Origin of the sequence: Peptacetobacter hominis, from assembly GCF_006861675.1 — a bacterium.
Lineage (GTDB): Bacteria > Bacillota > Clostridia > Peptostreptococcales > Peptostreptococcaceae > Peptacetobacter > Peptacetobacter hominis.
Genome location: NZ_SGJB01000013.1, coordinates 1 through 26,886, shown reverse-complemented (window position 1 = coordinate 26,886; position 26,886 = coordinate 1). Strand labels below are relative to the sequence as shown.

The 26,886-nt window shown below is 34.5% G+C and carries 27 protein-coding genes; 1 reads left to right on the top strand and 26 read right to left on the bottom strand.

All coding sequences use genetic code 11. The annotated features are described in order from the left end of the window. Window positions 1-24: 24 nt before the first annotated feature. From EXD82_RS07715 to EXD82_RS07625, 19 genes are all read right to left on the bottom strand, one after another. On the bottom strand, window positions 25-591 hold the full coding sequence (locus tag EXD82_RS07715; protein WP_142536338.1) for a biotin transporter BioY: 567 nt from the start codon (window positions 589-591) through the stop codon (window positions 25-27). 250 nt (window positions 592-841) lie between these two features. Next, complete coding sequence (locus EXD82_RS07710; RefSeq protein WP_142536337.1) at window positions 842-1,540, bottom strand: V-type ATP synthase subunit D; 699 nt, start codon at window positions 1,538-1,540, stop codon at window positions 842-844. 17 nt (window positions 1,541-1,557) lie between these two features. Next, entirely contained in the window at window positions 1,558-2,952 is a 1,395-nt protein-coding gene (locus tag EXD82_RS07705; RefSeq protein WP_142536336.1) for a V-type ATP synthase subunit B, read from the bottom strand. Beyond that, window positions 2,953-4,722 (bottom strand): V-type ATP synthase subunit A, encoded by a 1,770-nt coding sequence (locus EXD82_RS07700; RefSeq protein ID WP_142536374.1) that lies wholly within the window; start codon window positions 4,720-4,722, stop codon window positions 2,953-2,955. A gap of 50 nt (window positions 4,723-4,772) precedes the next feature. Next, entirely contained in the window at window positions 4,773-5,096 is a 324-nt protein-coding gene (locus tag EXD82_RS07695; RefSeq protein WP_142536335.1) for a V-type ATP synthase subunit F, read from the bottom strand. Continuing rightward, a complete protein-coding gene (locus EXD82_RS07690; protein ID WP_174919194.1) occupies window positions 5,089-6,096 on the bottom strand; it encodes a V-type ATP synthase subunit C in 1,008 nt (335 codons plus the stop codon). The genes EXD82_RS07695 and EXD82_RS07690 overlap by 8 nt, the downstream gene beginning before the upstream one ends. A 42-nt stretch (window positions 6,097-6,138) precedes the next feature. Then, window positions 6,139-6,714, bottom strand: coding sequence for a V-type ATP synthase subunit E (locus tag EXD82_RS07685; RefSeq protein ID WP_142536333.1), 576 nt, complete (start codon window positions 6,712-6,714; stop codon window positions 6,139-6,141). Between the two features lie 32 nt (window positions 6,715-6,746). Continuing rightward, the gene (locus EXD82_RS07680; protein WP_142536332.1) at window positions 6,747-7,220 is read right to left on the bottom strand and encodes a V-type ATP synthase subunit K; all 474 of its coding nucleotides are present in this window, start codon (window positions 7,218-7,220) and stop codon (window positions 6,747-6,749) included. Window position 7,221: 1 nt separating this feature from the next. Further along, the gene (locus tag EXD82_RS07675; RefSeq protein ID WP_142536331.1) at window positions 7,222-9,204 is read right to left on the bottom strand and encodes a V-type ATP synthase subunit I; all 1,983 of its coding nucleotides are present in this window, start codon (window positions 9,202-9,204) and stop codon (window positions 7,222-7,224) included. After that, a complete protein-coding gene (locus EXD82_RS07670; protein WP_142536330.1) occupies window positions 9,191-9,520 on the bottom strand; it encodes a hypothetical protein in 330 nt (109 codons plus the stop codon). The genes EXD82_RS07675 and EXD82_RS07670 overlap by 14 nt, the downstream gene beginning before the upstream one ends. 757 nt (window positions 9,521-10,277) lie before the next feature. Then, window positions 10,278-11,018, bottom strand: coding sequence for a copper homeostasis protein CutC (locus EXD82_RS07665; protein WP_142536329.1), 741 nt, complete (start codon window positions 11,016-11,018; stop codon window positions 10,278-10,280). 41 nt (window positions 11,019-11,059) lie between these two features. Further along, window positions 11,060-12,166, bottom strand: coding sequence for a Sapep family Mn(2+)-dependent dipeptidase (locus EXD82_RS07660; RefSeq protein WP_142536328.1), 1,107 nt, complete (start codon window positions 12,164-12,166; stop codon window positions 11,060-11,062). Between the two features lies 1 nt (window position 12,167). After that, window positions 12,168-13,124: a N(4)-(beta-N-acetylglucosaminyl)-L-asparaginase gene (locus tag EXD82_RS07655; protein WP_142536327.1), complete on the bottom strand. Its 957-nt coding sequence runs from the start codon at window positions 13,122-13,124 to the stop codon at window positions 12,168-12,170. A gap of 54 nt (window positions 13,125-13,178) precedes the next feature. Continuing rightward, a complete protein-coding gene (locus EXD82_RS07650) occupies window positions 13,179-13,700 on the bottom strand; it encodes a GrdB-related putative oxidoreductase (protein WP_142536326.1) in 522 nt (173 codons plus the stop codon). 15 nt (window positions 13,701-13,715) lie between these two features. After that, window positions 13,716-15,065, bottom strand: a complete 1,350-nt coding sequence (locus EXD82_RS07645) for a PTS sugar transporter subunit IIC (protein ID WP_142536325.1) — start codon at window positions 15,063-15,065, stop codon at window positions 13,716-13,718. 34 nt (window positions 15,066-15,099) lie between these two features. Next, window positions 15,100-15,420, bottom strand: coding sequence for a PTS sugar transporter subunit IIB (locus EXD82_RS07640; protein WP_142536324.1), 321 nt, complete (start codon window positions 15,418-15,420; stop codon window positions 15,100-15,102). A 12-nt stretch (window positions 15,421-15,432) separates the two neighbouring features. Next, complete coding sequence (locus tag EXD82_RS07635; RefSeq protein ID WP_142536323.1) at window positions 15,433-15,753, bottom strand: PTS lactose/cellobiose transporter subunit IIA; 321 nt, start codon at window positions 15,751-15,753, stop codon at window positions 15,433-15,435. A gap of 85 nt (window positions 15,754-15,838) precedes the next feature. Next, window positions 15,839-16,402: an RDD family protein gene (locus EXD82_RS07630; protein ID WP_142536322.1), complete on the bottom strand. Its 564-nt coding sequence runs from the start codon at window positions 16,400-16,402 to the stop codon at window positions 15,839-15,841. An 8-nt stretch (window positions 16,403-16,410) separates the two neighbouring features. Beyond that, entirely contained in the window at window positions 16,411-18,306 is a 1,896-nt protein-coding gene (locus EXD82_RS07625; protein ID WP_142536321.1) for a BglG family transcription antiterminator, read from the bottom strand. A 175-nt stretch (window positions 18,307-18,481) separates the two neighbouring features. Here EXD82_RS07625 and EXD82_RS07620 point away from each other — a divergent pair, with 175 nt between their 5' ends. Next, window positions 18,482-19,594: a DUF871 domain-containing protein gene (locus tag EXD82_RS07620; protein WP_142536320.1), complete on the top strand. Its 1,113-nt coding sequence runs from the start codon at window positions 18,482-18,484 to the stop codon at window positions 19,592-19,594. Window positions 19,595-19,728: 134 nt separating this feature from the next. Here the strand turns inward: EXD82_RS07620 and nagE are convergent, their stop codons facing one another. The 7 genes from nagE to EXD82_RS07585 form a co-directional block, all read right to left on the bottom strand. Continuing rightward, entirely contained in the window at window positions 19,729-21,171 is a 1,443-nt protein-coding gene (nagE, locus tag EXD82_RS07615) for an N-acetylglucosamine-specific PTS transporter subunit IIBC (RefSeq protein ID WP_174919193.1), read from the bottom strand. 109 nt (window positions 21,172-21,280) lie between these two features. Next, the gene (locus tag EXD82_RS07610; RefSeq protein ID WP_142536319.1) at window positions 21,281-21,775 is read right to left on the bottom strand and encodes a PTS sugar transporter subunit IIA; all 495 of its coding nucleotides are present in this window, start codon (window positions 21,773-21,775) and stop codon (window positions 21,281-21,283) included. Between the two features lie 52 nt (window positions 21,776-21,827). Continuing rightward, complete coding sequence (licT, locus tag EXD82_RS07605; protein WP_142536318.1) at window positions 21,828-22,661, bottom strand: BglG family transcription antiterminator LicT; 834 nt, start codon at window positions 22,659-22,661, stop codon at window positions 21,828-21,830. A gap of 227 nt (window positions 22,662-22,888) precedes the next feature. Then, the gene (locus tag EXD82_RS07600) at window positions 22,889-24,085 is read right to left on the bottom strand and encodes an ADP-ribosylglycohydrolase family protein (protein ID WP_142536317.1); all 1,197 of its coding nucleotides are present in this window, start codon (window positions 24,083-24,085) and stop codon (window positions 22,889-22,891) included. 112 nt (window positions 24,086-24,197) lie between these two features. Next, window positions 24,198-25,583 carry a cell wall-binding repeat-containing protein gene (locus tag EXD82_RS07595; RefSeq protein WP_142536316.1) on the bottom strand — a complete coding sequence of 462 codons (1,386 nt, stop codon included), beginning with the start codon at window positions 25,581-25,583 and terminating at the stop codon, window positions 24,198-24,200. 20 nt (window positions 25,584-25,603) lie between these two features. Continuing rightward, a complete protein-coding gene (locus EXD82_RS07590) occupies window positions 25,604-25,975 on the bottom strand; it encodes a VOC family protein (protein ID WP_142536315.1) in 372 nt (123 codons plus the stop codon). A 63-nt stretch (window positions 25,976-26,038) separates the two neighbouring features. Then, on the bottom strand, window positions 26,039-26,800 hold the full coding sequence (locus EXD82_RS07585; RefSeq protein ID WP_142536314.1) for a flavodoxin family protein: 762 nt from the start codon (window positions 26,798-26,800) through the stop codon (window positions 26,039-26,041). Window positions 26,801-26,886: the final 86 nt, after the last annotated feature.

Below are 26,886 nucleotides of genomic sequence, written 5' to 3'. Positions count from 1 at the left end.
AAAACCTCCCTTTAAAATTAATTTCTATATTTTTAGTTCCGGATGTCTGGAAATTATTTTTGAAAATTTTACATTTGCAAAAGCTGCAGCTAAAGCCAGAAGCAGATCTCCTGGAATCTCTATCGGAAGAGATGCAAACATAAGTATATAAATTGGTTCAGTTACATCACTGACACTACTAAGTATCATAAATTTATATGCAAGACCTATTACATACATAGATAACATAGCCGATACAGCTGCTATTGCAGATGATTTAAAATCTGTTTTGCCTATTTTTCTATAAACATATCCGCTGATATATCCTGCTGATATAAATCCTATTATATATCCAAATGATGGCTTCAGTACATAACCTAAACCTCCACCTGAGGCAAATACAGGGAATCCTACAAGCCCCAGTATAACATGTATTGCAGAAGCTATTGCTCCCCACTTTTCTCCAAGTATGAATCCCGCCATTATTACAAACATTAACCTTAGTGTAATATATTCAAAGTTTGGTAAAGGTATCTTTATGAAACCTCCAATAGTTATAAATGCCGAGAATATAGATGTCATTACCATCATTTTTGTCTTGTTGTTTTTCATTAAATACCTCCACTTAACAAATATACTTTGTCATATTCCATATATAAAATGTCATTAAAATAATATAAACCTGAGTACTTCAGGTTTATACCATTCTATATTATATCACCTTTCTAACATAACGTGTACATCTTTGCTGAAATGAAAATATATATATTAATTTTTTCAATATATACTACTTATATACAAAGCAAAAAAGACCTTCAGAATATTATTTGCATATTCTGAAGGTCTATAAATTATCGTATATTTACGAATTACTGTTTTTGTATTCGTTGTACACTGCTTCGTCAAACGCCTGTTTTTCTTCGATAGCTTCCTGAAGCATCATGTCTTTTACTTTCATAAGTCTTGTCTGATTACCTCTTTCGTTTTCATCAAGCTTCATTGTTATATATCTTATAGTTTCCTGAAGCTTAGGTATCATAACATATTCAAGAGCATTAACACGACGTCTTGTTTTTTCGATTTCATCGGCAAGAAGATTTGCTTCCTTCTCCATGGCTGCAAGTTTAAGCATAACAGGGAATACCCTTGAAAGTTCACTTATTGCGGCATCCAGTTCTCCTGAAGTTGTTGCAAAACCGTATGAGTATATATCTGTAACATCATTTGTAGTAGTTTCAAAATCAAATACAGGTACATCAACACTCATTACATTTTTCTTGTCGACATTTACTATTACACCCTGCTTTGGATACATAAGTGCCTCTTCAACAGCCTGTGACGACATTACTGCATTTGCTATTGCAAAGTTCTGATATACTCCATCTATCATACTTTCAACTTCTTCTCTTAGTACCTTGTTTTCTCTTGCAAGGTCAAGGAAAGTTTTCATAAGCTCGTCACGTTTGTCTTTTAGAAGTTTATGTCCTCTGCTGGCAACATTGAGACGCTTTTTCAAAGAAGCAAGCACCATTCTGGTAGGATTTACATTAAGTCTTGCCATATTACTACCCCCTTCTTTTATTTAGCATCTCCGTCATATGTTTTTTCAGGATAATATTTTTCTATATTGGCATCTTTTATACGTTTTAACTCACTCTTAGGAAGTATTGTAAGTAGTTTCCATCCTGTTTCAAGAGTTTCTATTATAGATCTGTTTGTTTCATATCCCTGATTTACATATTCTTTTTCAAAAGCATCTGCAAATCTGGCATATTTTTTATCTATTTCAGTAAGAGCTGCCTCTCCAAGTATTGACATAAGCTCTTTACATTCTTTACCACGTGCATAACCTGCGAAAAGCTGGTTCATTGTATCCGCATGGTCTTCTCTTGTCTTACCTTTACCTATACCTTTGTCTTTAAGACGAGATAGTGATGGTAAAACGTCTATTGGAGGAGTTATACCTTTTCTGTAAAGTTCACGAGAAAGTATTATCTGTCCCTCTGTGATATATCCTGTAAGGTCTGGTATTGGATGAGTTTTGTCATCCTCTGGCATTGTTAGTATAGGTATCATTGTTATTGATCCTTCACATCCTATTTTTCTACCAGCTCTCTCATACATTGTAGCAAGGTCAGTATATAGATATCCTGGATATCCTCTTCTACCTGGAACCTCTTTACGTGCAGCAGATACCTCACGAAGAGCCTCTGCGTAGTTTGTTATGTCTGTAAGTATTACAAGTACGTGCATTCCTTTTTCAAATGCAAGGTACTCAGCAGCTGTAAGCGCCATACGTGGAGTAGATATACGCTCAACAGCAGGGTCATTTGCAAGGTTCATAAATAGAACTGTTCTATCTATGGCACCTGTTCTTTTGAAGTCAGATACGAAGTAGTCTGCCTCTTCGTATGTTATACCCATTGCAGCGAATACAACCGCGAAGTTTGATTCACTGTTTAAAACCTGAGCCTGACGAGCTATCTGAGATGCAAGCTCTGCATGAGGAAGACCTGATCCTGAGAATATAGGCAGTTTCTGTCCTCTAACAAGTGTATTAAGTCCATCTATTGCAGATACACCTGTCTGTATAAACTCTGACGGATAGTCTCTTGCTGCAGGGTTCATAGGTAATCCGTTTATATCAAGTTTCATTTCAGGTATTATTTCTGGTCCACCATCTTTTGGTCTACCCATACCGTCAAATACCCTACCTAGCATTTCTTCTGATACTGCAAGTTCCATACCATGTCCAAGGAACTTGACTTTACTTTCTGCAAGGTTTATTCCTGCAGAGTTTTCGAATAACTGAACAAGAGCATTTCTTCCGTTTATTTCAAGAACCTTACATCTTCTTTTCTCACCAGATGGAAGCTCTATTTCTCCAAGTTCATCATATGTTACACCTTCTACGTCTTTTACAAGCATCAGCGGTCCTGCCACTTCTGCAATAGTTTTATACTCTTTTATCAATTACTCCACCTCCTTAGCTGTCAGATCCGCTAAGCAACTTAACATTTCTTCTTCTATTGATGCATATGCATCATCTATATCTTTTTCTTCTACGTATTTGAATCTTCCTATTCTTTCTCTTACAGGAAGCTCTACTATTTTGTTGAAATCAGCTCCGTTTTCTATTGCTTCTGCACTCTTATGATAGAACTGCATTATAAGTTTTAAAAGAAGGAACTGCTTATTAAGTGAAGAGTATGTATCCACCTCATGGAAAGCATTCTGATGAAGATAGTCTTCACGTATTGTTCTTGATACTTCAAGTTTTAATCTATCTGCAAATGAAAGTGCATCCACACCTACAAGCTGTACTATTTCCTGAAGTTCTGCTTCCTCCTGAAGAAGTTTCATCGCATCAGCTCTGTGTGCAGACCAGTTTTTATTTACATTTTTATCAAACCACTGATTAAGTCTGTCAACATATAGAGAATAACTTGTTAACCAGTTTATAGCTGGGAAGTGACGCTTGTATGCAAGTTCACTGTCTAGTCCCCAGAAAGCTTTTACTATACGAAGTGTAGCCTGTGATACCGGTTCAGATGTATCTCCTCCTGGAGGTGAAACGGCACCTATAGCTGATAGTGCACCTTCTCTGCCATTAGATCCTAAACTTATTACTCTACCTGCTCTTTCATAGAACTGAGCAAGACGAGATCCAAGGTATGCCGGGTAACCCTCTTCACCTGGCATCTCTTCAAGACGTCCTGACATTTCACGAAGAGCCTCTGCCCATCTTGATGTAGAGTCTGCCATAAGAGCTACCGAATATCCCATATCTCTGAAGTATTCTGCTATTGTTATACCTGTATATATAGATGCTTCACGGGCTGCAACCGGCATGTCTGAAGTATTTGCTATAAGTATAGTTCTCTTCATTAATGATTCGCCAGTTTTAGGGTCCTGAAGTTCAGGGAATTCACGAAGAACGTCTGTCATCTCGTTTCCACGCTCTCCACATCCTATATATACAACTATTTCTGCATCTGCCCATTTAGCAAGCTGGTGCTGAACAACTGTCTTACCACTTCCGAAAGGTCCCGGAACTGCTGCAACTCCACCTTTTGCTATAGGGAACATTGTATCTATAACCCTCTGTCCTGTTACAAGAGGCATATCAGGAACAAGTTTTTCCTTGTATGGTCTGCTTACACGGACTGGCCATTTCTGCATCATAGAAAGTTCTTTTTCTGTTCCATCTTCAAGTTTTACAACACATACTGTTTCTTCAACTGTAAAATCTCCTGATTTTATTTCAGAAACTACACCTTTTACTCCAACAGGAACCATGATTTTAAGTTCAACTACAACTGTTTCCTGAACTGTTCCTATTACATCTCCAGGTTCAACAGTATCTCCTACTGAAACTGTTGGTACAAAAGTCCATTTTTTCTCTCTGTCAAGCGCTGGAACCTGTATACCTCTTGATATATTAGGACCTGCCCGCTCAACCATTTTTTCAAGTGGACGCTGTATTCCGTCGTACATATTCTCTATCATACCCGGTCCAAGCTCAACACTAAGTGGAGCGTGAGTAGATACAACCGGAGTACCAGGTCCAAGACCTGCAGTCTCTTCATATACCTGTATAGATGCTTTGTCTCCACGCATCTCTATTATTTCACCTATAAGTCCCTGTTCAGAGACACGAACCACGTCAAACATATTTGCATCCTGCATTCCTTCTGCTATGACAAGTGGTCCAGATACTTTAACAACTCTTCCCTGGTTCATTTCATCACCGTTTCTTTCTATATTAATCATATAATTAATAATTTGGATTCTTAATTGTCACCGAATAGAATGTCGGCTCCTACGGCCTTTTCAACATTCTTCTTCACACCTGCTATTCCTATTCCCAGACTTCCTTCTATTCCTGGTATAGGTATTATTGCAGGTGTTATAAGAGATTTGTAGCTGTCGATTTCCTCAGTCATATCCTTACATAATCCTTCAGTTATGTAAATTATGGCATAGCTTTCTTCAGCTACAAGTTCTTCAAGAACCTTTTTGGCTTCAGCTGCACCTGAGCATGGAAACGTATCAAGTCCAACTGCTTTGAAGCCTATAACACTGTCTCTGTCTCCTATTACTCCTATTTTATACATAACTTTCTCTCAGCCTTTCTCTTATTCTATCTGATGGAAGTCCTGCAAGTTTTCCTGCCATTATTATTCTTGCAGATTTTATTTCATTCTCTTTAGCAAGTATATATCCGACAACCGCCTCAATTCCAAAAGATTTATATTTTGAATCTTTGACATAATCCATAAGGCGATTATCACACATTTTCTCAAGCATTGTGAAACTTCCTTTTTCTTTAAGCATTGGAGCGCTTTCTGAAAGAACTTCAGAAAGTCCATATGCACCAAGCTTTTCAGCAAAACTCTCAAACGGCTCATCATATCCACCGATAAAGAATTTTTCAGTTATATTTCCACCTTCTATAAACACTTTTGAGAAGAAATCCCAGCTTTTGTTCATCTGTCTCATTCTGACAAATATTCTAAGATTTATTGTGTCTATAAGAAGTTTTACATATCCTTTTAGATATTGATTTTCAGACTGTTCAGCAAGCAGTGACATATCTTTGTAACATGCTTTATCAAGTATTACATCTACCTGCTGAGGATCCTTTGTTCTACCGAATACATCCAGAACCTCTTCTATGGCATCCTTCATGTTTGATGTCATTCCTACAAAATTTCTGTCTCTTACCATAACAAGAAGTGTCTGAGGATCTATTGTTCCACTGCCCATAAAAAATGGTTCAGGGTCTGTTCCAAGAAATTCCGCTTTCAGTATCACTTTTATATTGTGATAATCCGATGGATAAAGGAACAGATTAAAATATTTTGAATCGTGTACTATAGACCTTACAAATTCGTATGTTCTTTTGTGCTCCCGTGTAAGAAGCTTTTCAAACTCTTCTGGTGAAACATCCTCAGAAACTGCTCCGTATTCAAGTTCTGTAAGAACTTTTAAAGCATCCTCCGGACTTTTACTTTCCACCATTTTTTCGATTTTGTCGTGGCTAAGCATATTTTTTTCTCCGCTTCGTACACAGGCAGTGGCAAATACATAATCTCTGTTATTAATCTTTGCCAAATTGATCAATCCCCTTTCTTTAAAGTGGATAAGCCTTGTGTTCTAGTTGAACAATGCCTTTACCACATCAGGTGTTATTTCTTCTTTTATATCATCTATCATAGATTCAATTGTTGCTGTTATTTCAACTTTTCCAGATACAACTTTGAATCCACCTTTTGCATCTATATTTTTCTCACTTACGCGGAAATTCTTTCCGTCTTTGTTTGCTTTCTCTATAACTTTTTCAGCTATATTTTCAGCATCCTTAGGGTTAAATAATACTTCACCTTCATCAACGCCTATATTTTTTAGTGTATCTGCAAGGAAAGATGTGTATTCTTTTTTACCCATTTTTTCAAATTCTTCCATAGCTCTTTCGAAGCATTTATTTACTGCATCCTGCTTTGCTTTAAGAAGCATTTTTCTTGTTTCAAGCTGTGCAAGAGAATTTCTTCTGTTGAATACTTTTTCAGTTTCCTCTTTTATTTTTGTCTGGACATCAAGAAGTATTTTTTCAGCATCTTCACCTGCTCTTTTTTCAATAGCTTCTCCCTGCATCTTTGCTTCAGCAACAGCAGAATCTGCAAATTCCTGAGCTTCAGAAAGTATTTTTTCTGTTATTTTTTCAATACTCATTATATCCACATCCTTAAACTGTTACTGTCTTATTAGAAGCTTATTGCATTTAACATTAAGAAAGATACAAGTAATGCTAAAACGGCATATGTTTCAACCATTGCTGCATATATCATACCTTTTGCAAGTTCTTCAGGTTTTCTAGCTATAAGCATTATACCAGCTGCTGCTGCTTTTCCCTGTGCTATAGCTGAGAATACTCCGACTAATCCTATTGGTGCTGCTGCTGCAAGTACTGCTGCACCCTGTGCTACTGTAAGTTCCATAACTCCGCTTCCACCCATAAGACCTATCTTAAGCATTATTATGAAAGCTATAAGTAATCCGTATATTCCCTGTGTACCAGGAAGTGCCTGCATGATAAGTGTCTGACCGAATTTCTTTGGATCCTCTGCAACTACTCCAGCTGCTGCCTCACCTGCTATACCTACACCTATTGCACTACCTATACCTGCTATTGCTGCTAATGATGCTCCTAAAATTGCTAACATTGTACCGATTGACATATTATTCTTCCTCCTTAACTATGTCGACATATTTAGTCTTTTTATAGAATGGTTCAAATGCTGTTCCTCCGCCTGTATAGAATTTGCCGAAGAACTCAACATACTGTAATCTGCTGGCATGTACGAAACTTCCCAGCGCGTTTATTGCTATATTGAATATGTGTCCGAAGACAGCTACTATTATTAGTATTATTGATCCTTTTATTCCTCCGCCTGCAAGGCTTCCCATGGTATTTATAACCTGTGCTATAACTCCAGTGGCAAGACCAAGCGCAAGAAGTCTTGAATAAGATAGTATATCTGCAAGATATGAAGTTATGTTGTATAAACTTCCAAGTCCTCCAGTAATCTTTCCGAATATACCTTTTTTCTTTCTTCCTCCAGTAAATAAAAGTCCCAAAGCTCCAACTATAGACATATATTTACCTACTGTTACTGCAGCTGGTGCAAGATTTGCTCCAACTCCGAATAACACAAGACCTATAAGAAGTACATACCATAATCCTATATCACATATAGCATCTATAGCCTTTCCATCTTTCACAAGCATATAAGCCTGTATTCCCATTCCTAGGAAAAGATGTATTCCACCAAGTATGAATGAGAATATAAGAAGTTTCATAGGGTCATTTACCGGGTTAAACCATATAGGATCTATTGCAAAATTATCTATTCCAAAGAATGTTTTTGCTGCCACTGTTGGAAGATCTCCAAACCAACCTCCAAATAATGCACCCCATATAGTTGTAGAAATACCACACCAGAAGAAAAGATTTATAAGTTTTTTCATCATTCCTTCAAGTCTGAATTTTTTGTTTAGTATGAAGCACGCTACGGTCATTATTATTCCATATGCTGCATCACTAAGCATAAGACCGAAGAATATAAAGTAGAAAGGTGCCAACCATTTTGTCGGGTCAACCTCTTTATAATCCGGTAATGCATAAAGATTTGTTATTGCCTCAAAAGGATATGCAAATCCTGTATTGTGAAGTAATACCGGAACGTCCTCTCCTTCTTCAGTTTCTGCAAACTTGTAGTAACATTCGTTTTCTTCAAGTACTTTAGCCACACTTTTTTCTGCAGCCTCAGGAAGATATCCGTCAAAGTAGAATGCTGCTTCAGTGTTAAGAAGCCTTCCTCTTATCCGTTGTCTATCTCTTTCTATTATTCTTTTATCATAAAGACATTCTATGTTTTTTCTTTCTGAGACCATTTCAGTTATCTGTTTTTCTACTTTTTCTTTTTCAACTGCTATTTCTGCAAGTTCTTTTTCAAAGTTTCCTGTTATCCGGGCAGGTGTCCCTTCCATATTTGAAAAACTAACTCTGTTGAATCCATACTGACGAACTGAATCAAGAACATCTTCAAGCTCATCTTTTAAAGCTATCAGTGATATATAATGCTGATCTGCATCACTTCCAATAAGCTTCAATACTGAGCACTCTGTAACTTCCTCCAGAGATTTTCTCATCTGCTCAAAATCAGTTACTGCTGGTACAACCCCCATCAGTATTTCTGTACATCTGGTTTCTGTTTTTTCAACCGGAATGTCATATGAAAGCCACGGTTTAAGAGATATTATATTAGTCTCTATTCTGTTTTCCTGTCCCTTCAATGCCACAAGACTATTATGAAGTTCATATACTTTATCAGCTGACTTTTCTATATCGCTTCCTTCCAGTATATTTTTGAACTCTTTGCCTGTTACAGCCCTTCTTGTATTTATAAGAGGTGCCTTGCCTTTGTCATACGAAGCAAGTGTTGACAGTACAACCGAAAGTTTCTGTATTTCAGAATCTATCCTGCTTACTTCGTCATCATTGCCATCTTTTGTAACAATATCAGCCCATTCAGAATCAAGAAGCTTCTTGTCCTGAAGACTGATTTCTACAACACCAAGATCCATAAGGCGTTTTATGATTTCCTCTTTTTTTGTGCTTAGTCCTATGACAGAAAGTTTTTTCATTTTAACTATTGACATTAGACTTCACAATCCTTTCTAGAACAACCTTTGCTCCAGCAGCGATTTTTTCATCTGCTTCAGCTAAAATCACCTTACACTTTTCAGATGTCTTATCAAGTATACCATTGTACATTTCTTCAGCTTCTTTTTCAGCTTTCCGTATTGCACTTCTATACTCCGCATCTGCCTGTTCTTCTGCATCAGATATTATAAATGATGCTTTTCTGTTTGCATCATTCACTACCTGCTTTGCACTCTGAACACCATCCTTTCTGATTTTGTCGGCCTGTTCTTCTGTTTCACTAATCACTTTCATTAATTCAATTGATGACATCTCTTCACCACCTGTCCTTTTGAAATTGGCCAAAATTTTAAATATTATTATACGATTACATTTATTATATTTATATTTTGGGCTTTTGTCAATTTTCAAACGCTCAATTTTGCATTTTACATTCTTCATTTCTTCAATTTTCTTACTTATTTTGAATGTATAGATTTTAATTCTATCGTTTTTACCCTTTTTATGAATACGTTTTCACATTTATTTTTTTGTAACTTACATTCTGATTTTTAAAGAATTTTGTATACAGGTATACTGTATTTTAAAGTCTTAAATTCCTTTATTTTTCAATATTTTATTTTTTATTGATTTATATGTTATGTTTATTTTTATAGAATATATCTTAATGAAAACGTTGATATTTTTTGAAACCATTTGAAGTTTATGACATTTGCACATTATGTACAACTCCCACTTTTTTGAAAGTTGTTTTTTATCTTATTCTTTTATCTGAATTTTACATCTTTTTATTTTTTTAGCTATTTTTTTGTCAATCTATCTGAAAAACCTTTTTTTACGTATAATTTATACATAAATCCCCAATATTTTTAGCTTAAAAAACAAGTATATACCATAAAAAATATATTTTTAACAGATTATTACAATAAATTTTCCGATTATAAATATACCCCGATTGAATCTTTTGTATCATCGAATCTCTTTTATAAATATAAAAACCGGCTCTATTGAGAATATTCTCTAAAAGAACCGGTTATTCCTGTATATTATTCTTATTTAACAAATAAATTTATATTTTTTCAGCCAGATTTTTTACAAGCTCATATGAAACCACATCGTAATTCATTTCATTTGGAGACCGTGCATATGAATAACTTACGTTGTTTCCTCTTGTTGTAGGATCACATACCCAGCTTTTACATGAACTGTGTACCTGATGTATTCCAGTGTAATTCATTATCTCCTCTGCATTTGATATATTTACACCACTTCCGGCAAGAAATTCTATCTTATCTCCATATTTTTCCTGAAGTTTCTTTATCATATCCATTCCCTGATATGCTTTTTCTTCAAGCCCACTTGTAAGTATTCTATCTATACCTAAGTCTATAAGCTTTTCAACACCTGTAAAAGGATCTTTTACACAGTCAAAGGCCCTATGGAAAACTGCCTCGCCATTATATTTCTTTATTATATCGACGATTACTTTTGTTCTTTCCTCATCTATCTCTCCATCTTCAGTAAGAAATCCAAACGCTAAACCATCAGATCCATTTTTCATAAGTATTTCAGCATCCATCTTCATAACTTCAAATTCAGTTTCTGTGTAGAAAAATCCTGCTCCTCTCGGTCTAAGCATAGATATTACAGATAAATCCGTATTTTCTTTAGTCATTATTACAGATGCAGGTGTCGGAGTAAGCCCTCCAAGATGAAGAGCACTGTTTAGCTCTATTCTTTTGGCTCCTCCTTTATATGCATTGTATGCATCTTCATAGCTTCCACAGCATATTTCAAGTATTCTTTTCATAATAAGTACAGCAGTTACTTACTGCCCACTCCTTTCCTTATTTACAGATTCGAAAGATTATATATTCCAAGTGCATATATTTTAGCATTTGAAATTATATCCTCTACTTTCATCCATTCGTTAGGCTGATGCCCAATTCCTTTCTGTCCAGGAAAACTAGGACCAAATGGAACTATATTAGGCATAAGTTTTGCATATGTTCCCCCTGTCGTTGTTACAGGTGTTCCATCCATTCCCGTTATTTTTTCGTACGCACTCTGAAGTGCTTTTACCATAGGACAGTCTTTTTCAAATCTCACAGGTTTGTAATGCTGTACGCATTCCACCTTGAACCCATCCGCTCTTTTTCTGATTTCTGACATCATGTCTTCAAGCTCAACACCTGCTGGATATGAAAATGTTACAGAAAATACAACCTCTTTATTTCTATGTATAAGTTTGTAATTTCTCATTTCATTTACACCGAACTCTTCATCTTTATAATCAACACCTAATCTCTCACCATTTGGCTTCGCATTCATAAAATATGTATTTACAAACTCAAAAAACTCATCTATATTCTTCTCTTCAGATGAAATTTCTATTACAGCTCTACCTCTTTCAGCATATACTACCGGATATTTACAATCAGGAGTCCATCCCATAACAGGAGCTTTTTCTTTTTCTAAGTAGTATTTTAAATCCTCAAATCCACTTTCTTCATCACATCCAAATATTATACGAACAGGTTTTTTCATAGATATATTTAACTGCTTTATTGCATAGAGTGCATAAAGGCATGATAATATAGGTCCTTTATTATCAAGTATTCCTCTTGAATATATGTATCCATCTTCTTCATATGCACTGAATGGTGGATGTTTCCAACCTTCACCCACTGGAACAACATCCAGATGACCTATTATTCCTATATAGTCGTCACCTTCTCCGTACTGTGCCCATCCTATATAATTATCCAGATTTTTTGTTTTAAACCCAAGATTTTCAGCAAGTTTAAGTGTTTCCTCTAAAGTCATCGCTATATCTTTTCCAAAAGGAGCATTTTCTTCAGCTTCAGACTCAACACTTGGCATACTTACTATCTTTTTTATACCTTCTATCATTTCAGCTGAGTTTTTTTCAACCTGCTGAATAATTTTTGATTCCATCCTATTTTTCCTCCAATGGTGCAGTTCTTGTTTTCATATAGTTATCAAGCCATTCCTGACTTGCAACTTCATGTATACATTTTCCATCAACATTTTTTGTAAGGTATACTATAGGTTTTTCATTTTCAGTAGCTATTGCAAAAGAGAACCCTTCTATGTTTGTTGCAACTCCCCATTCACCTTTGTTGTTCATTGCTATAAGAGATAGATCTCCTGCTTTTCCTCTTCTTTCCTTAAGTTCTTCATCTAATTTGTTTACAGCAGTTTCACATGCTTCCTGAGGATGCATTCCTTCTTTCATAAGTCTTACTATTTCATAAGATATACACCCTTTCATAAGATCTTCACCAAGACCTGTTGCACTTGCTCCACCTACTTTAGAATCTACATAGAATCCTGAACCTGATATTGGAGAATCTCCGACTCTACCTTTTTTCTTCATGAAAAGTCCACTTGTAGATGTTGCTGCTGTCATTTTTCCATGAGTATCAAGACATACCATTCCAACTGTATCATGACCAGAGTAAGGCTTTATCTCCTGCTGCTGAACTTCTTTAACTCTATTTCTATAATGTATTTTGGCTCTGTCTGTAAGCATATTTTTACGTTCAAATCCTTCTTTGTGAGCAAATTTCTCTGCTCCCTCGCCAACAAGCATACAGTTTACTTTTTCATGAGAAAGTCTTCTCGCTATAGATATTGGATTCGCATAATCTTTTATTGCTGCAACAGCTCCTATATCAAGTGTATCTCCATCCATATAAGCTGCATCAAGTTCAACTTCCATTTCCTCATTTGGAAGTCCACCATATCCTACTGATTTATAGTATGGAAAATCTTCAACTTCTTTTATTGCTGTTTCTATTGCATCCCCTGCATCAGCACCTTCTTTTAACATCTCATCAGCTTTTGTTATTCCTTCCACAGCCATACGCCATGTTGCTATTATTCCCCACATAAAATTTACCTCCTATACAGAAAGGATGCCTTTTGAGCATCCTCTCCTCTATTATTAAAAACAATATTTTGAAACAATTTCACTGCAGTCTTTTTCATTGTGCATAGCATCTGCAAGCATACACATAGCATCAAGTGCCTCATTAAGACCTGTTCCACCTTTTTTAGGTGTTTTTATTATATGTATTTTATCTTTGTACTCTGAAATAGTTTCTTCATTTTCCTGTGACATTGCCGCAAATGCCTTTGCATCAGTTGTATTATTTATATCATATGCAACTCTTGCAGCCATTTTACCATATCCAAGATAGTTAAGACATGGACCACACATTACTACATCAGCTTTAAGTTTATTTACCATTGCACAAAGTTTACGACTTACCTCATCAGGATTTTCAGCATAAGTTCCATCTCCACAGTATAGACATGCTATAACTTTTCCGCCTACTTTCTTTAAAGTCTGCTCCATCATAATCGCAGGTCCTACAGTTTCCTTTTTTGCACCTAGAGGAACGTTATGGTCATCCTTTATTCCTGCACCAGACTGTATCTGGTCATAAATCATTATAATTCTCATATAATCAATCATCTCCTACAGATCATCAAATGATAAATCGTCTAATGATATATCATCATCGTCATCTTCTTCAACATTATTCTGTTCTTCCATTAGATACTCTTTGTCAAGAACTTTTATAAATGGCATGTATATAAATACTCCAAGTATAAGAAGTAATCCCTGTAATATACCGCCTACCCAGTTTGTAGCAAGGAATCCTGATATTACAAGTGGAGTTGTCCATGGTATATTTACACCTGAACATATTGGAACTATTCCCATATCCATAGCAATATAAGATATTATTATATTTACTGTTGGAACAACTACAAATGGTACTATCATAGCTGGGTTAAGTACTATTGGAAGTCCGAATAGTATTGGTTCGTTTATATTGAATATACCTGGTACAAGTGACATTTTACCAAGATTTTTTATACGTTTTGACTTACAGAATAGAAGCATTGCTATAACAAGTGATAGAGTTGATCCTGCTCCACCAAATGTTGCAAATAAATCCTGGAACTGCTGGCATATTATGTGATGTTCTCCAGCAACGTTTCCTGCTGATAGAGTCTGAAGTATTGGGTTGAATACTGCTCCAACAACAGAACCTCCGTTTACTCCAAAGAACCAGAATAAATGAAGGAATATATATGCTGTTACCATTGCTCCTAATGTATCCCCAAGGTTTAGAAGCGGAGTCTGAAGGAATTCGAATATTATCTGGAATACGTCTGTTCCAAGGTATCCGAATATTATATTTATAAGGAAAAATACTATCATAACAACTGCTGCTGGTATTAATGCTGCGAATGATTCCTCAACTGTAGGAGGAACACCTGCTGGCATTTTTATTGTCCAACCGCGTTTTTCAACAAATGTATATAAATGAACTGCTATAAATGCACAGAATATACCTACAAATATACCTTTTGCTCCAACCCATCCTAGTGGTATACCAGTTAAATTAACTGTCTGAGCTACACCGTTTATTTCTACATCTCCTGTAACAGTATAAGGCATTATAAGGAACCAAGAAACAAGTGCTGTCGCTGCACCGAATAATTTATTTGTTCCCATTTTTCCTGCAAATGAATAAGCTATACCTATTACTGCAAATACCGCCATTATTGTAAATGTAGCATCTGCTGGTTTTGATATATAAGATGCTAATGTCCGCCCTGTATTAGGGTTTACTACAGTATTATTAAGGAAGTCTATCCATGCCTGTATTGGGAAGTTTGCTATTAACAGGAATAGAGACCCTCCTATTAGAAGTGGTGTTGATAGTAGGAAACCATCACGAATTGACATAAGATACTTGTTACGTCCGATAGCTTCAGCCATAGGCATAAGTATCTTTTCTAGTTTTTTCATCATAAGCCTTTTCTTCTCCCTTCTTGTTGTTAGATTATTATTTGTTTGCTTTTATCATTTTTATGGCTTTTTTTAGAACTTTTTCTCCATTCATCATACCGTAATCAGCCTGATCTATAACTGCTATTGGTATATTTTTATCGCCATGATTTTTTACTGTCTCATCATAAAGATAATTAACCTGTGGTCCAAGAAGTATACAGTCAGGTCTATCAGTTTCTATTATTTCCCCTATCTGACCATGTGGAAATGCTGCCACTTTTATTGGTAATTTGTGTTCATTGGCAACGTCCTGCATTTTACTTGCAAGCATACTAGTTGACATTCCTGCGCTACAGAATAAATAAATTTTTTTCATATTGAACCCCTCCTATTTTTCTAACGCATTTATGCGTTTGTTTAATTTTATTATTTCTTCTGCCATTATTTTTATTGTTTCAGCTGCCATAAGCTGATCTTCAGCGTGCATTAATAACATATTTGGTACAACACTCTCTCCAGAAGCCTCTTTCTGTATAAGCTGTGCATGTGCCTTATGTCCATCAAGGAAAATTTTCTCTCCCTCTTTTATTTTTGATTCAGCTGTTTCAAATTCTCCCTTTTCAGCAAATCTCATTGCCTCTATATACATAGATTTTGCCATTCCTACAGATGATATTATCTGAAAGCTTATCATTTCTAAACCTTCCATATTGTTACCTCCATCTTTATTATGTTTTTATTATACATTTATTATCATTTCCTATGTGGTATATACCTTTCCTAAGCATAGGAAATCATTTACACGATACTACTTTTGTATTTCCTATATAGTCATGAATAGCCCTATGATTCTTCATAAATACAACCATTACAGCACTTACAGCTCCTACTGCCATTCCAGCATACATAAGAGGAACAACCACATCTATACCTGTTGCAATTGTAAAAATCTGGTGCCATATTGCACTTACTGTAACAAGTGCACCTTCTATAACTATCATTCCTATAATTTGTCTTAAACACATCGACTTAATATCGACTTCACTATTGTCAACCTTTACTATTTTTATTTTGCATATTCTTTTTCCTGGAGTCTGACCTCTATATACAAACAAAGGTATAACCACAAAATACAAAATCCCAAATATAACAGCCAATACTCCTCCTATAACACCAAATGGTGCGTCAAATTCCATTATATTCTGATTCGTCATTGTTCCGTATAACTTTTGTGATATAAGGCCTATTGGTAATGCTGTTACCAGACCACCTACATACCAATCTATAAGATATGCAAAAAATCTTCTGCTTAATGCAGCTTCTTCCGAAGTCAGGTTTTTATCAACTGTTTTTTTCATATTTCCTCCTATTCGACCACAAATTTCATATATTCCTCATAGCTGTTTACACTTAGTAACTGGTTCAGTTTTTTTGAATCGGTTACTATATTTGATAACCAGTCAAAAAATATTTTAAGAAGTCTATTATCTTTTTCTCTTATTCCCAGAAGTATTACAAGCCTAACTTCAAAATCTCCCCATTTGACAGGCTTATCTAGTATCATTGTCGATATACATGATTCTTTTGTTGATACTTTTATTGAATGCGGAACTGCAAATCCATATAAAAACGATGTAGCCGATACATCCTCTCTCTTGAATACATCTTCTTTATAACTCTTATCTGCAAATCCTTTTTCTATAAGCTCATCACACAGTACTTCTATTATTTCAGCTGAACTTTCATACGATTCATTTACGTGGAAAAGTTCTTTTTTAATAAGTTTTTTTATAAGAGTTGTAAAATCATCCTGGTATCTTCTTTTATCCATTTTTTCAAGAAGCTGGAATATTTTACTTTCATCCTCATGACTAAAAAATAAATTTATCTGAACTGTCGGTATATCAAGACTGTGTTTGACAGGAACTGTTGTTATGATAATATTCGGTTCATATTCCATAATTTGTTTTTCTTCAAAAAAGCTGAACCGTTTTATTATTTCCATCCTGTCATCAAACCTTGAATTTATTCTATCTATACAAGGTTTTGAAAGCATCTGATTGTGCGGTATTATAATAACACATCTGTATTTCTGATGACTGTTTATTCTTTCGTACGCAGACCCTAAATGAAGAGCAAGAAACTCAATTTCGGCTTCATCAACTTTATAACCGGTACGCTCTTCTATTATATTTGCGGCATGTATTGCCATATCAAATACAAGAGGATACTTACGTTTTATCTCTTTCAAATATATATCTGTGACTTTTATATTATTTTTCTGTCTTTCTATAAGGGAAGCAATGTGTGTTTCAAGACCAATTTTAAGATCCCAGTCTTTTGAAAACTCTATTCCGAAATATTCAGAAAGATTATCTAAAATTTCTGCAATAAGATTTTTTATTTCTTCTTTACTGCTCTTAAGTTTTCTGTAATCACTTGCGCCTTTTCCCATAAGTAATAGTGCAAATAATTCTATTTCACTTTCTACAACTTCCACATTGAGAATTTTACTTACTCTTCTAAAAAATTCCTCTGAAACTATATATTCTGTACTTTCTTTTAGCTTTTCGTCTGTCTCACATTTCTGGTAATTTTTATTTATTATTCTTTCTATAGCTACTCCTGCATGCATCATTATCATAGGAAATACTGTTTCCCTTATTTTGTAATCATATTTATCACATACATCTACAAATTCATCTTTTATCTTTATAAGGTCAAAATCATTCCAGAAGTTTGCTATGGAGTTTAAATTCATGAAATTTCCCTGTGTTTCCTGTGTAAGAAGATATTTGTATAATTTTCTTTTATCAGCTTCATCTCCCTCAAGTCTTATATGATTTTTTGATCTTATTATTTTAAGACTTGGATATGCCTCGATAATATTTCTAACCTTCTTTATATCATTATCTATGGAATATCCACTGACAAAAACTCTTTCCTGAAGTTTTATAAGATTTATTTCTTTATCACTGAACAAAAGATCGTGAATAATCCATATACATCTTTCATCTGATGTCTGTGGTATCATTTCTTTTATTTCTATATCTTTTTTGGCTATAAGCGTACTATCTATCCTATACCCTGTCCTTTTATTTGATACTATAATCTGACATTCATAATATTTATTTATCGCATCTATATCGGAACGTACTGTACGGTCTGTCACATTTAATATTCTGGCTATTTCTTTGCCTGTCATCCGTCCATCGGCATCACTCAGAATATTTATTATATTCATCTGTCTATTGTTTATCATATAAACCGCTCCTTTCATATTATATATATTACTATACCCATTGTAGACAAGGTTTCCATTATTATTTCCTAACTGTTAGGAATTCACTTCCTATAAAATCTGTTTATACAAACTGATATAATCAAGCTGAATATATCTATATTCAAATCAATTTTTATCCTTAAGGAGGTAAGTCATGCATAAATTAGGAATTTCGGTATATCCGGATAAATCACCAAAGGAAGAAGTTTTCAGCTATCTTGAAAAAGCTGCAAAACTTGGATACAGTAGAATATTCACTTGTTTCCTATCTGTTCCTGAGGAAAAAAGAGAAAGCTATATGGTTGAGTTCAAAGAATTCATAAACAAAGCGCACGAACTTGGTTTTGAAGTTGCTGCAGATACAAATCCAGAGGTATTCAAACTTCTTGGAGCTACTCCAGATGATATAAAACCATTTGCAGATCTTGGACTTGATATAATAAGACTTGATGGAAATTTTGGAACTACTGGAGATATAAAAATAACAAGAAATCCATACAACATAAAAGTTGAATTTAATGCTAGTTTTGATATGGGTACAAAGCTTCTTATAGAAAGCGGTGGAAATAAGGACCAGATTATAATGTGCCATAATTTCTATCCTGAAAGATACACTGGACTTGACTTTGATCTTTTCAGAAAATACAACCGTTACTGGAAAGAATTAAATCTTCGTACTGCTGCTTTCGTATCTAGTAACAACGAAAATACAATAGGACCTTGGAAAGTTTTCTGCGGACTTCCTACTGTTGAAATAATGAGAAATATGCCTATCGATCTTCAGGCAAGATATATGCTTGCTGCAGGAGATATAGACGATATAATAATAGGAAACTATCCTGCAAGTGATGAAGAACTTGAGTCTCTTGCAAATATAGACCTTCAGTCTATAGAAATAAAGATAGACGAGGTATGTGGTATATCTGAAAATGAAAAAGAGATTATGTATAACTTTGCTCCTCACTGGGATAGATACGATCATTCTTCATTTATGCTTAGATCTTCTATGCCTAGATTATGGTTCAAAGAAAACAAATCTCCTCAGGAATCTTCTATTCCTTATAGAAAACCTGAAAAAAATGTATTTACAAGAGGAGATGTCCTTATAGTAAATGATAATCTTGAGCACTATAGAGGAGAGCTTGAAATAGTTCTTACAGAAATTCCTGATGATGGTGAAAGAAATCTTGTTGCAAAAGTGAAACCTGAAGAACTTATGCTTCTTGATTTCATAAAACCTGGACATCAGTTCAAACTTATAAAATAATAATCAATATAAAAAACGGCCATAAAACACAACTATACTTTATGGTCGTTTTAATTTGCAAAAAAAATACTGTCACATGAATATCTAAAAAAGTATTCATGTGACAATAATTTAATTTATATTTACTTTATATATTATTTACAAAGTTTTTTGAACTCGTCAGCAACAAACTGAACTTTAGTTCCTATTATAACCTGTACAGAAGTTTTACCTGGTCTTATAACACCAGCTGCTCCTGAAGATTTTATTTTAGCTTCATCAACTAAAGTATTATCTTTTACTTCAAGTCTTAATCTAGTTATACAGTTATCTATAGATGTTACGTTTTCTGCTCCACCTAAACCTTCAAGTATTATAGCTGCCATAGTTGTGAAATCATTGTTTTCAAGAACTATAGATTTTTCAGCTTCCATTTCATCTTCATCTTCTCTACCTGGAGTTTTTAGGTTGAACTTAGTTATAACGAATCTGAATACTACATAGTATACAACACCTACAACTAAACCTATTCCAAGTAACCATAATGGATTTAATGCCATTGGTGCTTTGAAGCTTAGTACCCAGTCAACAAGTCCTGCAGAGAAGTTGAATCCTGCTCTTACTGGAAGAAGTGTACAAACTGCTAAAGATATACCTGTTAATAAAGCATGTACTACATATAGACCTGGAGCAAGGAACATGAATGCGAATTCAAGAGGCTCTGTAACACCTGTGAAGAAAGAAGAAACAGCTGCTGCTAATAATAGTCCGTATACAGCTTTCTTTCTGCTGTCTTTTGCAGTGTGATACATTGCAAGAGCTCCTGCTGGAAGACCAAACATCATTACTGGGAAGAATCCAGTCATGTACATACCAGTCTGTCCTAGAACACCAGTACCAGCCCAGAAGTTACCTATATCATTTATACCTGCAACATCGAACCAGAATACTGAGTTAAGTGCATGGTGAAGACCTGTTGGTATAAGAAGTCTGTTGAAGAATCCGTATACACCTGCTCCTACAGCACCTAAAGATATTATTCCTTCACCGAAAGATACAAGAGCATTGTAAACTACTGGCCATATGAAGAATAATATAACTGCTGCTACTACTGATATACCAGCTGTAACTATAGCAACACTTCTCTTACCACTGAAGAAAGATAAAGCGTCAGGTAATTTAGTACCTTTGAACTTATTATATCCATAAGAACCTATAAGACCTGCTAATATACCTATGAACTGAGTCTGAGTCTTAGTGAAAGCTGCTGCAACCTGATCTTCTGGTATTCCCTTGAAGAACGCAACTGCTGCTGGTGAAAGTAAAGTAGTTATAACAAGCCAAGAAACAAGACCTGCAAGACCTGCAGTACCGTCATTGTCATCTGCCATACCTACTGCAACACCTATTGCAAATAGTATACCCATATTATCTATAAGTGCTCCCCCACCTTTTAGTAGGAAAGCTGCTACTACGTTGTTAGCTCCCCAACCTGTTGGGTCAATCCAATAACCGATACCCATCATTATACTGGCAACCGGTAAACATGCAACTGGTAACATTAATGATTTACCAAGTTTCTGTAAATATTTCATCATGAGAAATATTCTCCTTTCATAATAGATTTTTTATTATTCCAGGGCTTTATGCCCGAATAAACGATTTCTTTTTGTACATTCAGCTGCATAGCAGCTGACTTACTCTGTACTATTTTGTAAGTTTTATTATATCCTCTCCGGCTTCTACTGCACCGAATTTGATATTTTCAAATCCTGCGAATGTATCAGGATTGCATACAAGAACAGGACTTGTTGTATCATATCCTGCTTCAGCTATTTTTTCTACATCAAATTCAAGAAGAAGATCTCCTTTTTTAACCTTCTGACCAACTTCTACATGAGATGTAAAATGTTCTCCTTTAAGATTTACTGTATCAAGACCTATATGAATAAGTATTTCTGCTCCATTATCAGCAAGCATTGATACTGCATGCTTTGTTGGGAATACTATTGTAATTTCTCCATCAGCAGGAGCTATTACTTTTCCTTCAGCAGGTTTTATTCCTGCTCCTTTTCCAAGCATTTCACTTGCAAAAGTCTGGTCATTTACTTCTTTTATAGATATTACCTCACCTGTTATAGGAGAAGCTATTTTTGCAGAATTATCAACTGCAGCCTTTTTACCAAATAATTTTTTAAACATTTAAAGCACCTCTTCTACTTACTATAAAAATTCCTCTAAAGTTCCTCGTTAATTATTCAACTGTAGACACCCTTTTTAGATGAACTGTAAGATATACAAGTTCTTCATTCGAAATTTCCTGATTATATCTCTCTTTTATAAAGTCTCTTATCTTTATACTGCATTCATATTCTTTTGGATACTTATGAGCTATCATCGATGCAAATATATCATCTGTATCCTTCAGCATTTCTCCAAGGAATATTCTCTGAGAAAGAAATTTTAGATGTGTTATCAGTCTTGTATAATGAAGACTTTCTTCATCCAGCTCTATATCAAGAGATTCCCCCACTATTTTCAGCACTTCCGATATAAGTGTTGTCATTTTCAGAGCATCATTCATCTCTGTGTTGTATTCGGCATTTACTATATGAAGGGCTATATTTGCAACTTCATCTTCACCGAAATTCACTCCGAGTCTCTTATTTATAAGTTTTACTGCATATTCTCCAATCAGATACTCCGCTTTATAGAACTGCTTAACTTCCCATAAAAGTGGATTAGGAAAATTCATTCCATTTTCGTATCTGTATACAGAAAAACTTATGTGGTCGGTAAGTGTTATATATATATTCTGATTTAACCTTCTTCCGAGAGTTCTCTTTGTGTAGTTTATTATTTCATTTGATACCTTGAAGTGCTCTATAGGCATTTTTTCAATCAGTCTCTTGAATTTATCTATTGCAGATTTTCCATCCATAATAAATGTCTTTTCTATTCTTTCGGGATCTATAGGGTCCCCCTCTTTGGCTTTGAAACCAATTCCTTTTCCCATAACAACAACTTCTTTGTTTTTTTCATTCAGAGAACATACAAAGTTATTGTTTATCACCTTAGTTATTTTCATAAATAAATTCATGCCTCTCTTAATATATTTCTGAATTCTCAACTATATATTATATCTCTTTATCCTGTTATAATAAACAAAAAAAGACCCAACTTTATAAAATACACCTATAGCGTATTTATAAAATTCGGTCTTGCCTGCTCTACCAGTAACACTCCAAATTGGTTATCCATTTTTAACTTGTTTATAGGATAACATTTTCAGCATTATAAGTCAACACTATTTTTTTATTTTTTATTTATTATCTTATCCATAGAGTTTAATATACTGTATATCACTCCTTTTTCACAGGCTTCATCAATTATTCCTCTGTTAAATATTTCCTGTTTTACAATACTTGTAAGCATAGCCCTTAGGAGATATATTCCGGCTTCATCAGCGTTTCTTTTATAAACATCAAAATCCATGCATAAATTATGAAGTTCTATAGTATCAACATATCCTCTATCTATTATTTCCTCTTTATCCACACATTTTACAAGTTCTTCTATTTCCACCGGAGTTTCATCCCATTGCTGCATAAATATCGGAACTCTTTTTTTCCGTGTTTCCTCAGATTTCTTCTTGAAAAATTCAATATCCTTTGTCAATTCCTTATATACATTTAATCTCTTTATATTCTTCATCATCATATAATATTTGTATTCATTAAGTCCCTTTTTCAACTCTTCTGGAATAAATTTTTCAGCTTCAGATTTTACATTTTCATCGATTCCATAATATGCTTCTGCTATACTTCCCGCAATAGAAGCTTTTGTATCCGTATCTCCACCAAGTGCAACAGCTTTTTTTATTACATCCTCAAAATTTTCTCCTGACATAAATGCTGACATCGAATATGTGACAGTGTTTACCGCATTATAATCTCTATCGGCTGGATTTTCCGTAATAAGATCAGAATATGAGATAATTTTTATGCCGTATTCATTGTTAAGATATTTCTGTATTACTCTTTTACCACATCCGTTTCTTGCCAGAAATACAGCTGATGCAAGAGCCTGTGCACCTTTTATTCCTATACTGCTATTATGTGTAACTTCAGCTGAAAGTCTAGCATATATGTTCACATCATTTAAATTTTCTGCCATCCATCCTACACATGAACATCTCATGGCTGATCCATTTCCATAGCTTTCATATCCTTCATTAGAATCTGATAGTGCCCATTCTTTGAATTTTTCTCCGTATCCTGCATCAGGGAATATGCGTACATATTTTTTCATATTATCAGCTATTGATTCTTTTATCTCATCTGATTTTCTACCCCAATTTTCAGCTAAAGATTCTGCAACTGCTATAGACATTATTGTGTCATCTGTTATCGATGAGTTTCTATCCAGCAGTTCTATTTTATTTTCATCTATTATTTCATTTGTATTTTCATATTTCATACCTGTTATGTCACCGATTATTGCTCCAAACATATTACCATCTCCTATAACTTATTTATATCTATATTATACTAAATAAATTTATTTTTTAAAAAATAATACCTGTTTTGAAATCTTCAAAACAGGCATTATTCCTTCGATTTATTTATTTTGTCTCTACTGGTTTATTTCCTTCGACAGTAACTTTCTGATTTGTATCTTTAAGTGTGTTTATAGTACCACTATTATTTATTACAAGAGTATTCTCTGATAGAGCTTCAAGATTAGTTATAGTTGCACCTACTTCATTTTTAAATGATGCAGGATTTACTTTTATTTCCATTGAACTTATATCACCTTTGTTTACTAGAGATATCTTACTGCTTTCAAGAGTGATTTTTCCTGTATATTTGCCTTCAAGAACTACTGTAACTTCTTTGTCTGTCTTTATTTCAAGAGCATCTGAAACCTCTGATGATGGCTTAAGTGTCACTGTAGATTTTTCAGGTGCAGATTCTATCGCTTCTCCAAGCTTTTTAGGATCTGTTACTGTTGTTATGTTCTGTTCTGGATGAAGATTATATATCTCCTCGAATGCCTTTTCGTTTCCATTTCCACCTACTTTTGTAACTGTAGCGAAAGTTTTTTTAGAGAAAGATTCTTTCTGTTCATCAGAAAGTCCTTTTGAAGAAACTATTGCAACCGGAGAGTTATTCTTAGCTGCAAGAACACCAACTGAAAGTGCATCTATAAGCTGTCCCTGATCCTCCATTCCATTTTTTGCAACATAGATATTCTTTAATTCTGAAGAAGTGTAGAATTTATCTACAACTGCTGCATTTGTAGCATTTCTGTTTGAACCGGCTATTCTTTTAGCATTAGGAAGAGTATCCATTATTTCATCAGAAACTGCTGAAGTTCCACCTATTACATATGCTTTTTCTATATTATTATCTTTTATATATTTTTCAGATGCTTCAACTCCCTTTTTAGGGTTTGATAGTAGTATTGCCATATCTTTTTCTGCTGCAGTAGATGCTATACTTACTGCATCTGCAAGTCCTGTAGTACCATTTACAACTGCAACCTCTTTTACATTTTCAAGTTTTTCAGCTATTGCAAGTGCTGTTTCTTCTCTTGTATCTCCACTTATTCTTTCTACTGTCATTCCACTGAATGAGTCTTTAAGTGACTCTGAAAGAACACTTTCTCCTCCTATAAGATATATATTTTTTGCATTTAATCTTTTTATCTCAGCTGCTGTATCCAGATTAAGACTTTTTGCTCCTGTAAGAAGTATCGGCGCATTTTTTGATTCTGCAAATGGAGTTGCTGCAAGTGCATCAGCTATTGCTGAATCATTTACTATAACTACATTTTCTGCTCCGTTAGCCCATCCTTTTTTACTTATTTCAACTGCTGTCTGGTATCTGTTTGCACCTGATAGTTCTTCTTTTTCAGCTGCTGATACTATTGCACCTGTAGACATTAGTGCTCCTGATGCAATTGCAACTGATGCAACAACTGATATGTATTTTTTATTCATTGTCATTTTATCACTACTCCTTATATTTATTTATCCTGTGGTATTATTTCTACCCAATAATTGTCCGGGTCAGCTATGAAGTATATACCCATGGCTTCATTCTCGAAACATATACATCCCATTTCTTTGTGAAGTTCATGAGCTGCATCAAAATCCTCAACCTTAAGTGCAAGATGGAATTCATTATCCCCAAGGTTATATGGTCTATCCCAATCTCTAAGCCAAGTAAGCTCAAGGTTATGTCCTGTAACTCCATCTCCAAGATATACTATTATAAAGCTTCCATCTTCAGGTTCTATTCTTCCAGTTTCTTCAAGTCCAAGTGCTTCTTTATAGAATTTTAGACTTTTTTCAAGGTCGAATACATTTATATTATTGTGTGCAAATGTAAATTTCATATTAATTCCTCCTACTTTGTGTATTCATTATTAATTTTTATTATATCAGATTATTATAGTGCATCATATCTTGTTTTTATCTATAGGTTTTATCACTTTGCACATAAATCTGTATAATAATTCTCCAAAAGTACTTTTTATTATTCCAGAGTTACTCTCTGGAAAATATGGTTTGTCCATCCACCCTTTCGTTTCCCAGTAACCTCTATCTATCTGAAAAAGATTATTTGCCATACTTCTCTGCATATTATATGTAAATATCTCTTTCATTGATGGTTTATATCCTTTACCTTCTTTTTTAATCGCATCAATAAAAGCAGACACTTCATTTTTATCAATAGAATTCTTCATCGTTGTACCAGTTCTCGATACAACGCCACATCTGTTTACTCCCCACTGTATCAGAACCTCGTCTATTGACTTTTTAGTATTTTTTATACCGGATCCCCGTGTATTTACAGCAATTAGAACAGGTTTCTGATAAACCTCACTTCTATGAAACCAGCTGCATGTTCTATCTATGAATGTTTTCAGTATTCCACTCATATTATTCAGGTACACTGGAGTTCCTATGACAATACCATCAGAATCTGATATTTTTTTCAGTATCAATTCCGTATCATCTTTTATCGGACATCCTCCATTTTTTACACACACTTCGCATCCATTGCAGAATTTTATATTATAATCATGAAGGTTTATTATTTCAGTTGAAATATCATTTTCATTTAATATCTCAGATATTTCTTTCAGTATCATATATGTATTCTTTTTTCTTTTACTTGAATTTATAAGAATAACACTATTCAGTGAACTACACTCCACTTATTTCATCTACGGCTCATTGAAGTGGAGGCTTCTTGGTCGAGTAATCCAATGATTACAGCATACCCAAGCTAACAGGCTAGTTC

What these genes read in the sequence shown, in the direction of transcription:
- EXD82_RS07715 (WP_142536338.1), bottom strand. Translation starts at nt 591, where the DNA reads ATGAAAAACAACAAGACAAAAATGATGGTAATGACATCTATATTCTCG.
- EXD82_RS07710 (WP_142536337.1), bottom strand. Translation starts at nt 1,540, where the DNA reads ATGGCAAGACTTAATGTAAATCCTACCAGAATGGTGCTTGCTTCTTTG.
- EXD82_RS07700 (WP_142536374.1), bottom strand. Translation starts at nt 4,722, where the DNA reads ATGAACCAGGGAAGAGTTGTTAAAGTATCTGGACCACTTGTCATAGCA.
- EXD82_RS07695 (WP_142536335.1), bottom strand. Translation starts at nt 5,096, where the DNA reads ATGTATAAAATAGGAGTAATAGGAGACAGAGACAGTGTTATAGGCTTC.
- EXD82_RS07685 (WP_142536333.1), bottom strand. Translation starts at nt 6,714, where the DNA reads ATGAGTATTGAAAAAATAACAGAAAAAATACTTTCTGAAGCTCAGGAA.
- EXD82_RS07680 (WP_142536332.1), bottom strand. Translation starts at nt 7,220, where the DNA reads ATGTCAATCGGTACAATGTTAGCAATTTTAGGAGCATCATTAGCAGCA.
- EXD82_RS07675 (WP_142536331.1), bottom strand. Translation starts at nt 9,204, where the DNA reads ATGTCAATAGTTAAAATGAAAAAACTTTCTGTCATAGGACTAAGCACA.
- EXD82_RS07670 (WP_142536330.1), bottom strand. Translation starts at nt 9,520, where the DNA reads ATGTCATCAATTGAATTAATGAAAGTGATTAGTGAAACAGAAGAACAG.
- EXD82_RS07665 (WP_142536329.1), bottom strand. Translation starts at nt 11,018, where the DNA reads ATGAAAAGAATACTTGAAATATGCTGTGGAAGCTATGAAGATGCATAC.
- EXD82_RS07660 (WP_142536328.1), bottom strand. Translation starts at nt 12,166, where the DNA reads ATGGAATCAAAAATTATTCAGCAGGTTGAAAAAAACTCAGCTGAAATG.
- EXD82_RS07655 (WP_142536327.1), bottom strand. Translation starts at nt 13,124, where the DNA reads ATGTGGGGAATAATAGCAACATGGCGTATGGCTGTGGAAGGAATAACA.
- EXD82_RS07650 (WP_142536326.1), bottom strand. Translation starts at nt 13,700, where the DNA reads ATGAGAATTATAATGATTTATGACCAGATACAGTCTGGTGCAGGAATA.
- EXD82_RS07645 (WP_142536325.1), bottom strand. Translation starts at nt 15,065, where the DNA reads ATGATGAAAAAACTAGAAAAGATACTTATGCCTATGGCTGAAGCTATC.
- EXD82_RS07640 (WP_142536324.1), bottom strand. Translation starts at nt 15,420, where the DNA reads ATGAAAAAAATTTATTTATTCTGTAGCGCAGGAATGTCAACTAGTATG.
- EXD82_RS07635 (WP_142536323.1), bottom strand. Translation starts at nt 15,753, where the DNA reads ATGGAAGGTTTAGAAATGATAAGCTTTCAGATAATATCATCTGTAGGA.
- EXD82_RS07630 (WP_142536322.1), bottom strand. Translation starts at nt 16,402, where the DNA reads ATGAAAAAAACAGTTGATAAAAACCTGACTTCGGAAGAAGCTGCATTA.
- EXD82_RS07625 (WP_142536321.1), bottom strand. Translation starts at nt 18,306, where the DNA reads ATGATAAACAATAGACAGATGAATATAATAAATATTCTGAGTGATGCC.
- EXD82_RS07620 (WP_142536320.1), top strand. Translation starts at nt 18,482, where the DNA reads ATGCATAAATTAGGAATTTCGGTATATCCGGATAAATCACCAAAGGAA.
- nagE (WP_174919193.1), bottom strand. Translation starts at nt 21,171, where the DNA reads ATGATGAAATATTTACAGAAACTTGGTAAATCATTAATGTTACCAGTT.
- EXD82_RS07610 (WP_142536319.1), bottom strand. Translation starts at nt 21,775, where the DNA reads ATGTTTAAAAAATTATTTGGTAAAAAGGCTGCAGTTGATAATTCTGCA.
- licT (WP_142536318.1), bottom strand. Translation starts at nt 22,661, where the DNA reads ATGAAAATAACTAAGGTGATAAACAATAACTTTGTATGTTCTCTGAAT.
- EXD82_RS07600 (WP_142536317.1), bottom strand. Translation starts at nt 24,085, where the DNA reads ATGTTTGGAGCAATAATCGGTGACATAACAGGTATGAAATATGAAAAT.
- EXD82_RS07595 (WP_142536316.1), bottom strand. Translation starts at nt 25,583, where the DNA reads ATGACAATGAATAAAAAATACATATCAGTTGTTGCATCAGTTGCAATT.
- EXD82_RS07590 (WP_142536315.1), bottom strand. Translation starts at nt 25,975, where the DNA reads ATGAAATTTACATTTGCACACAATAATATAAATGTATTCGACCTTGAA.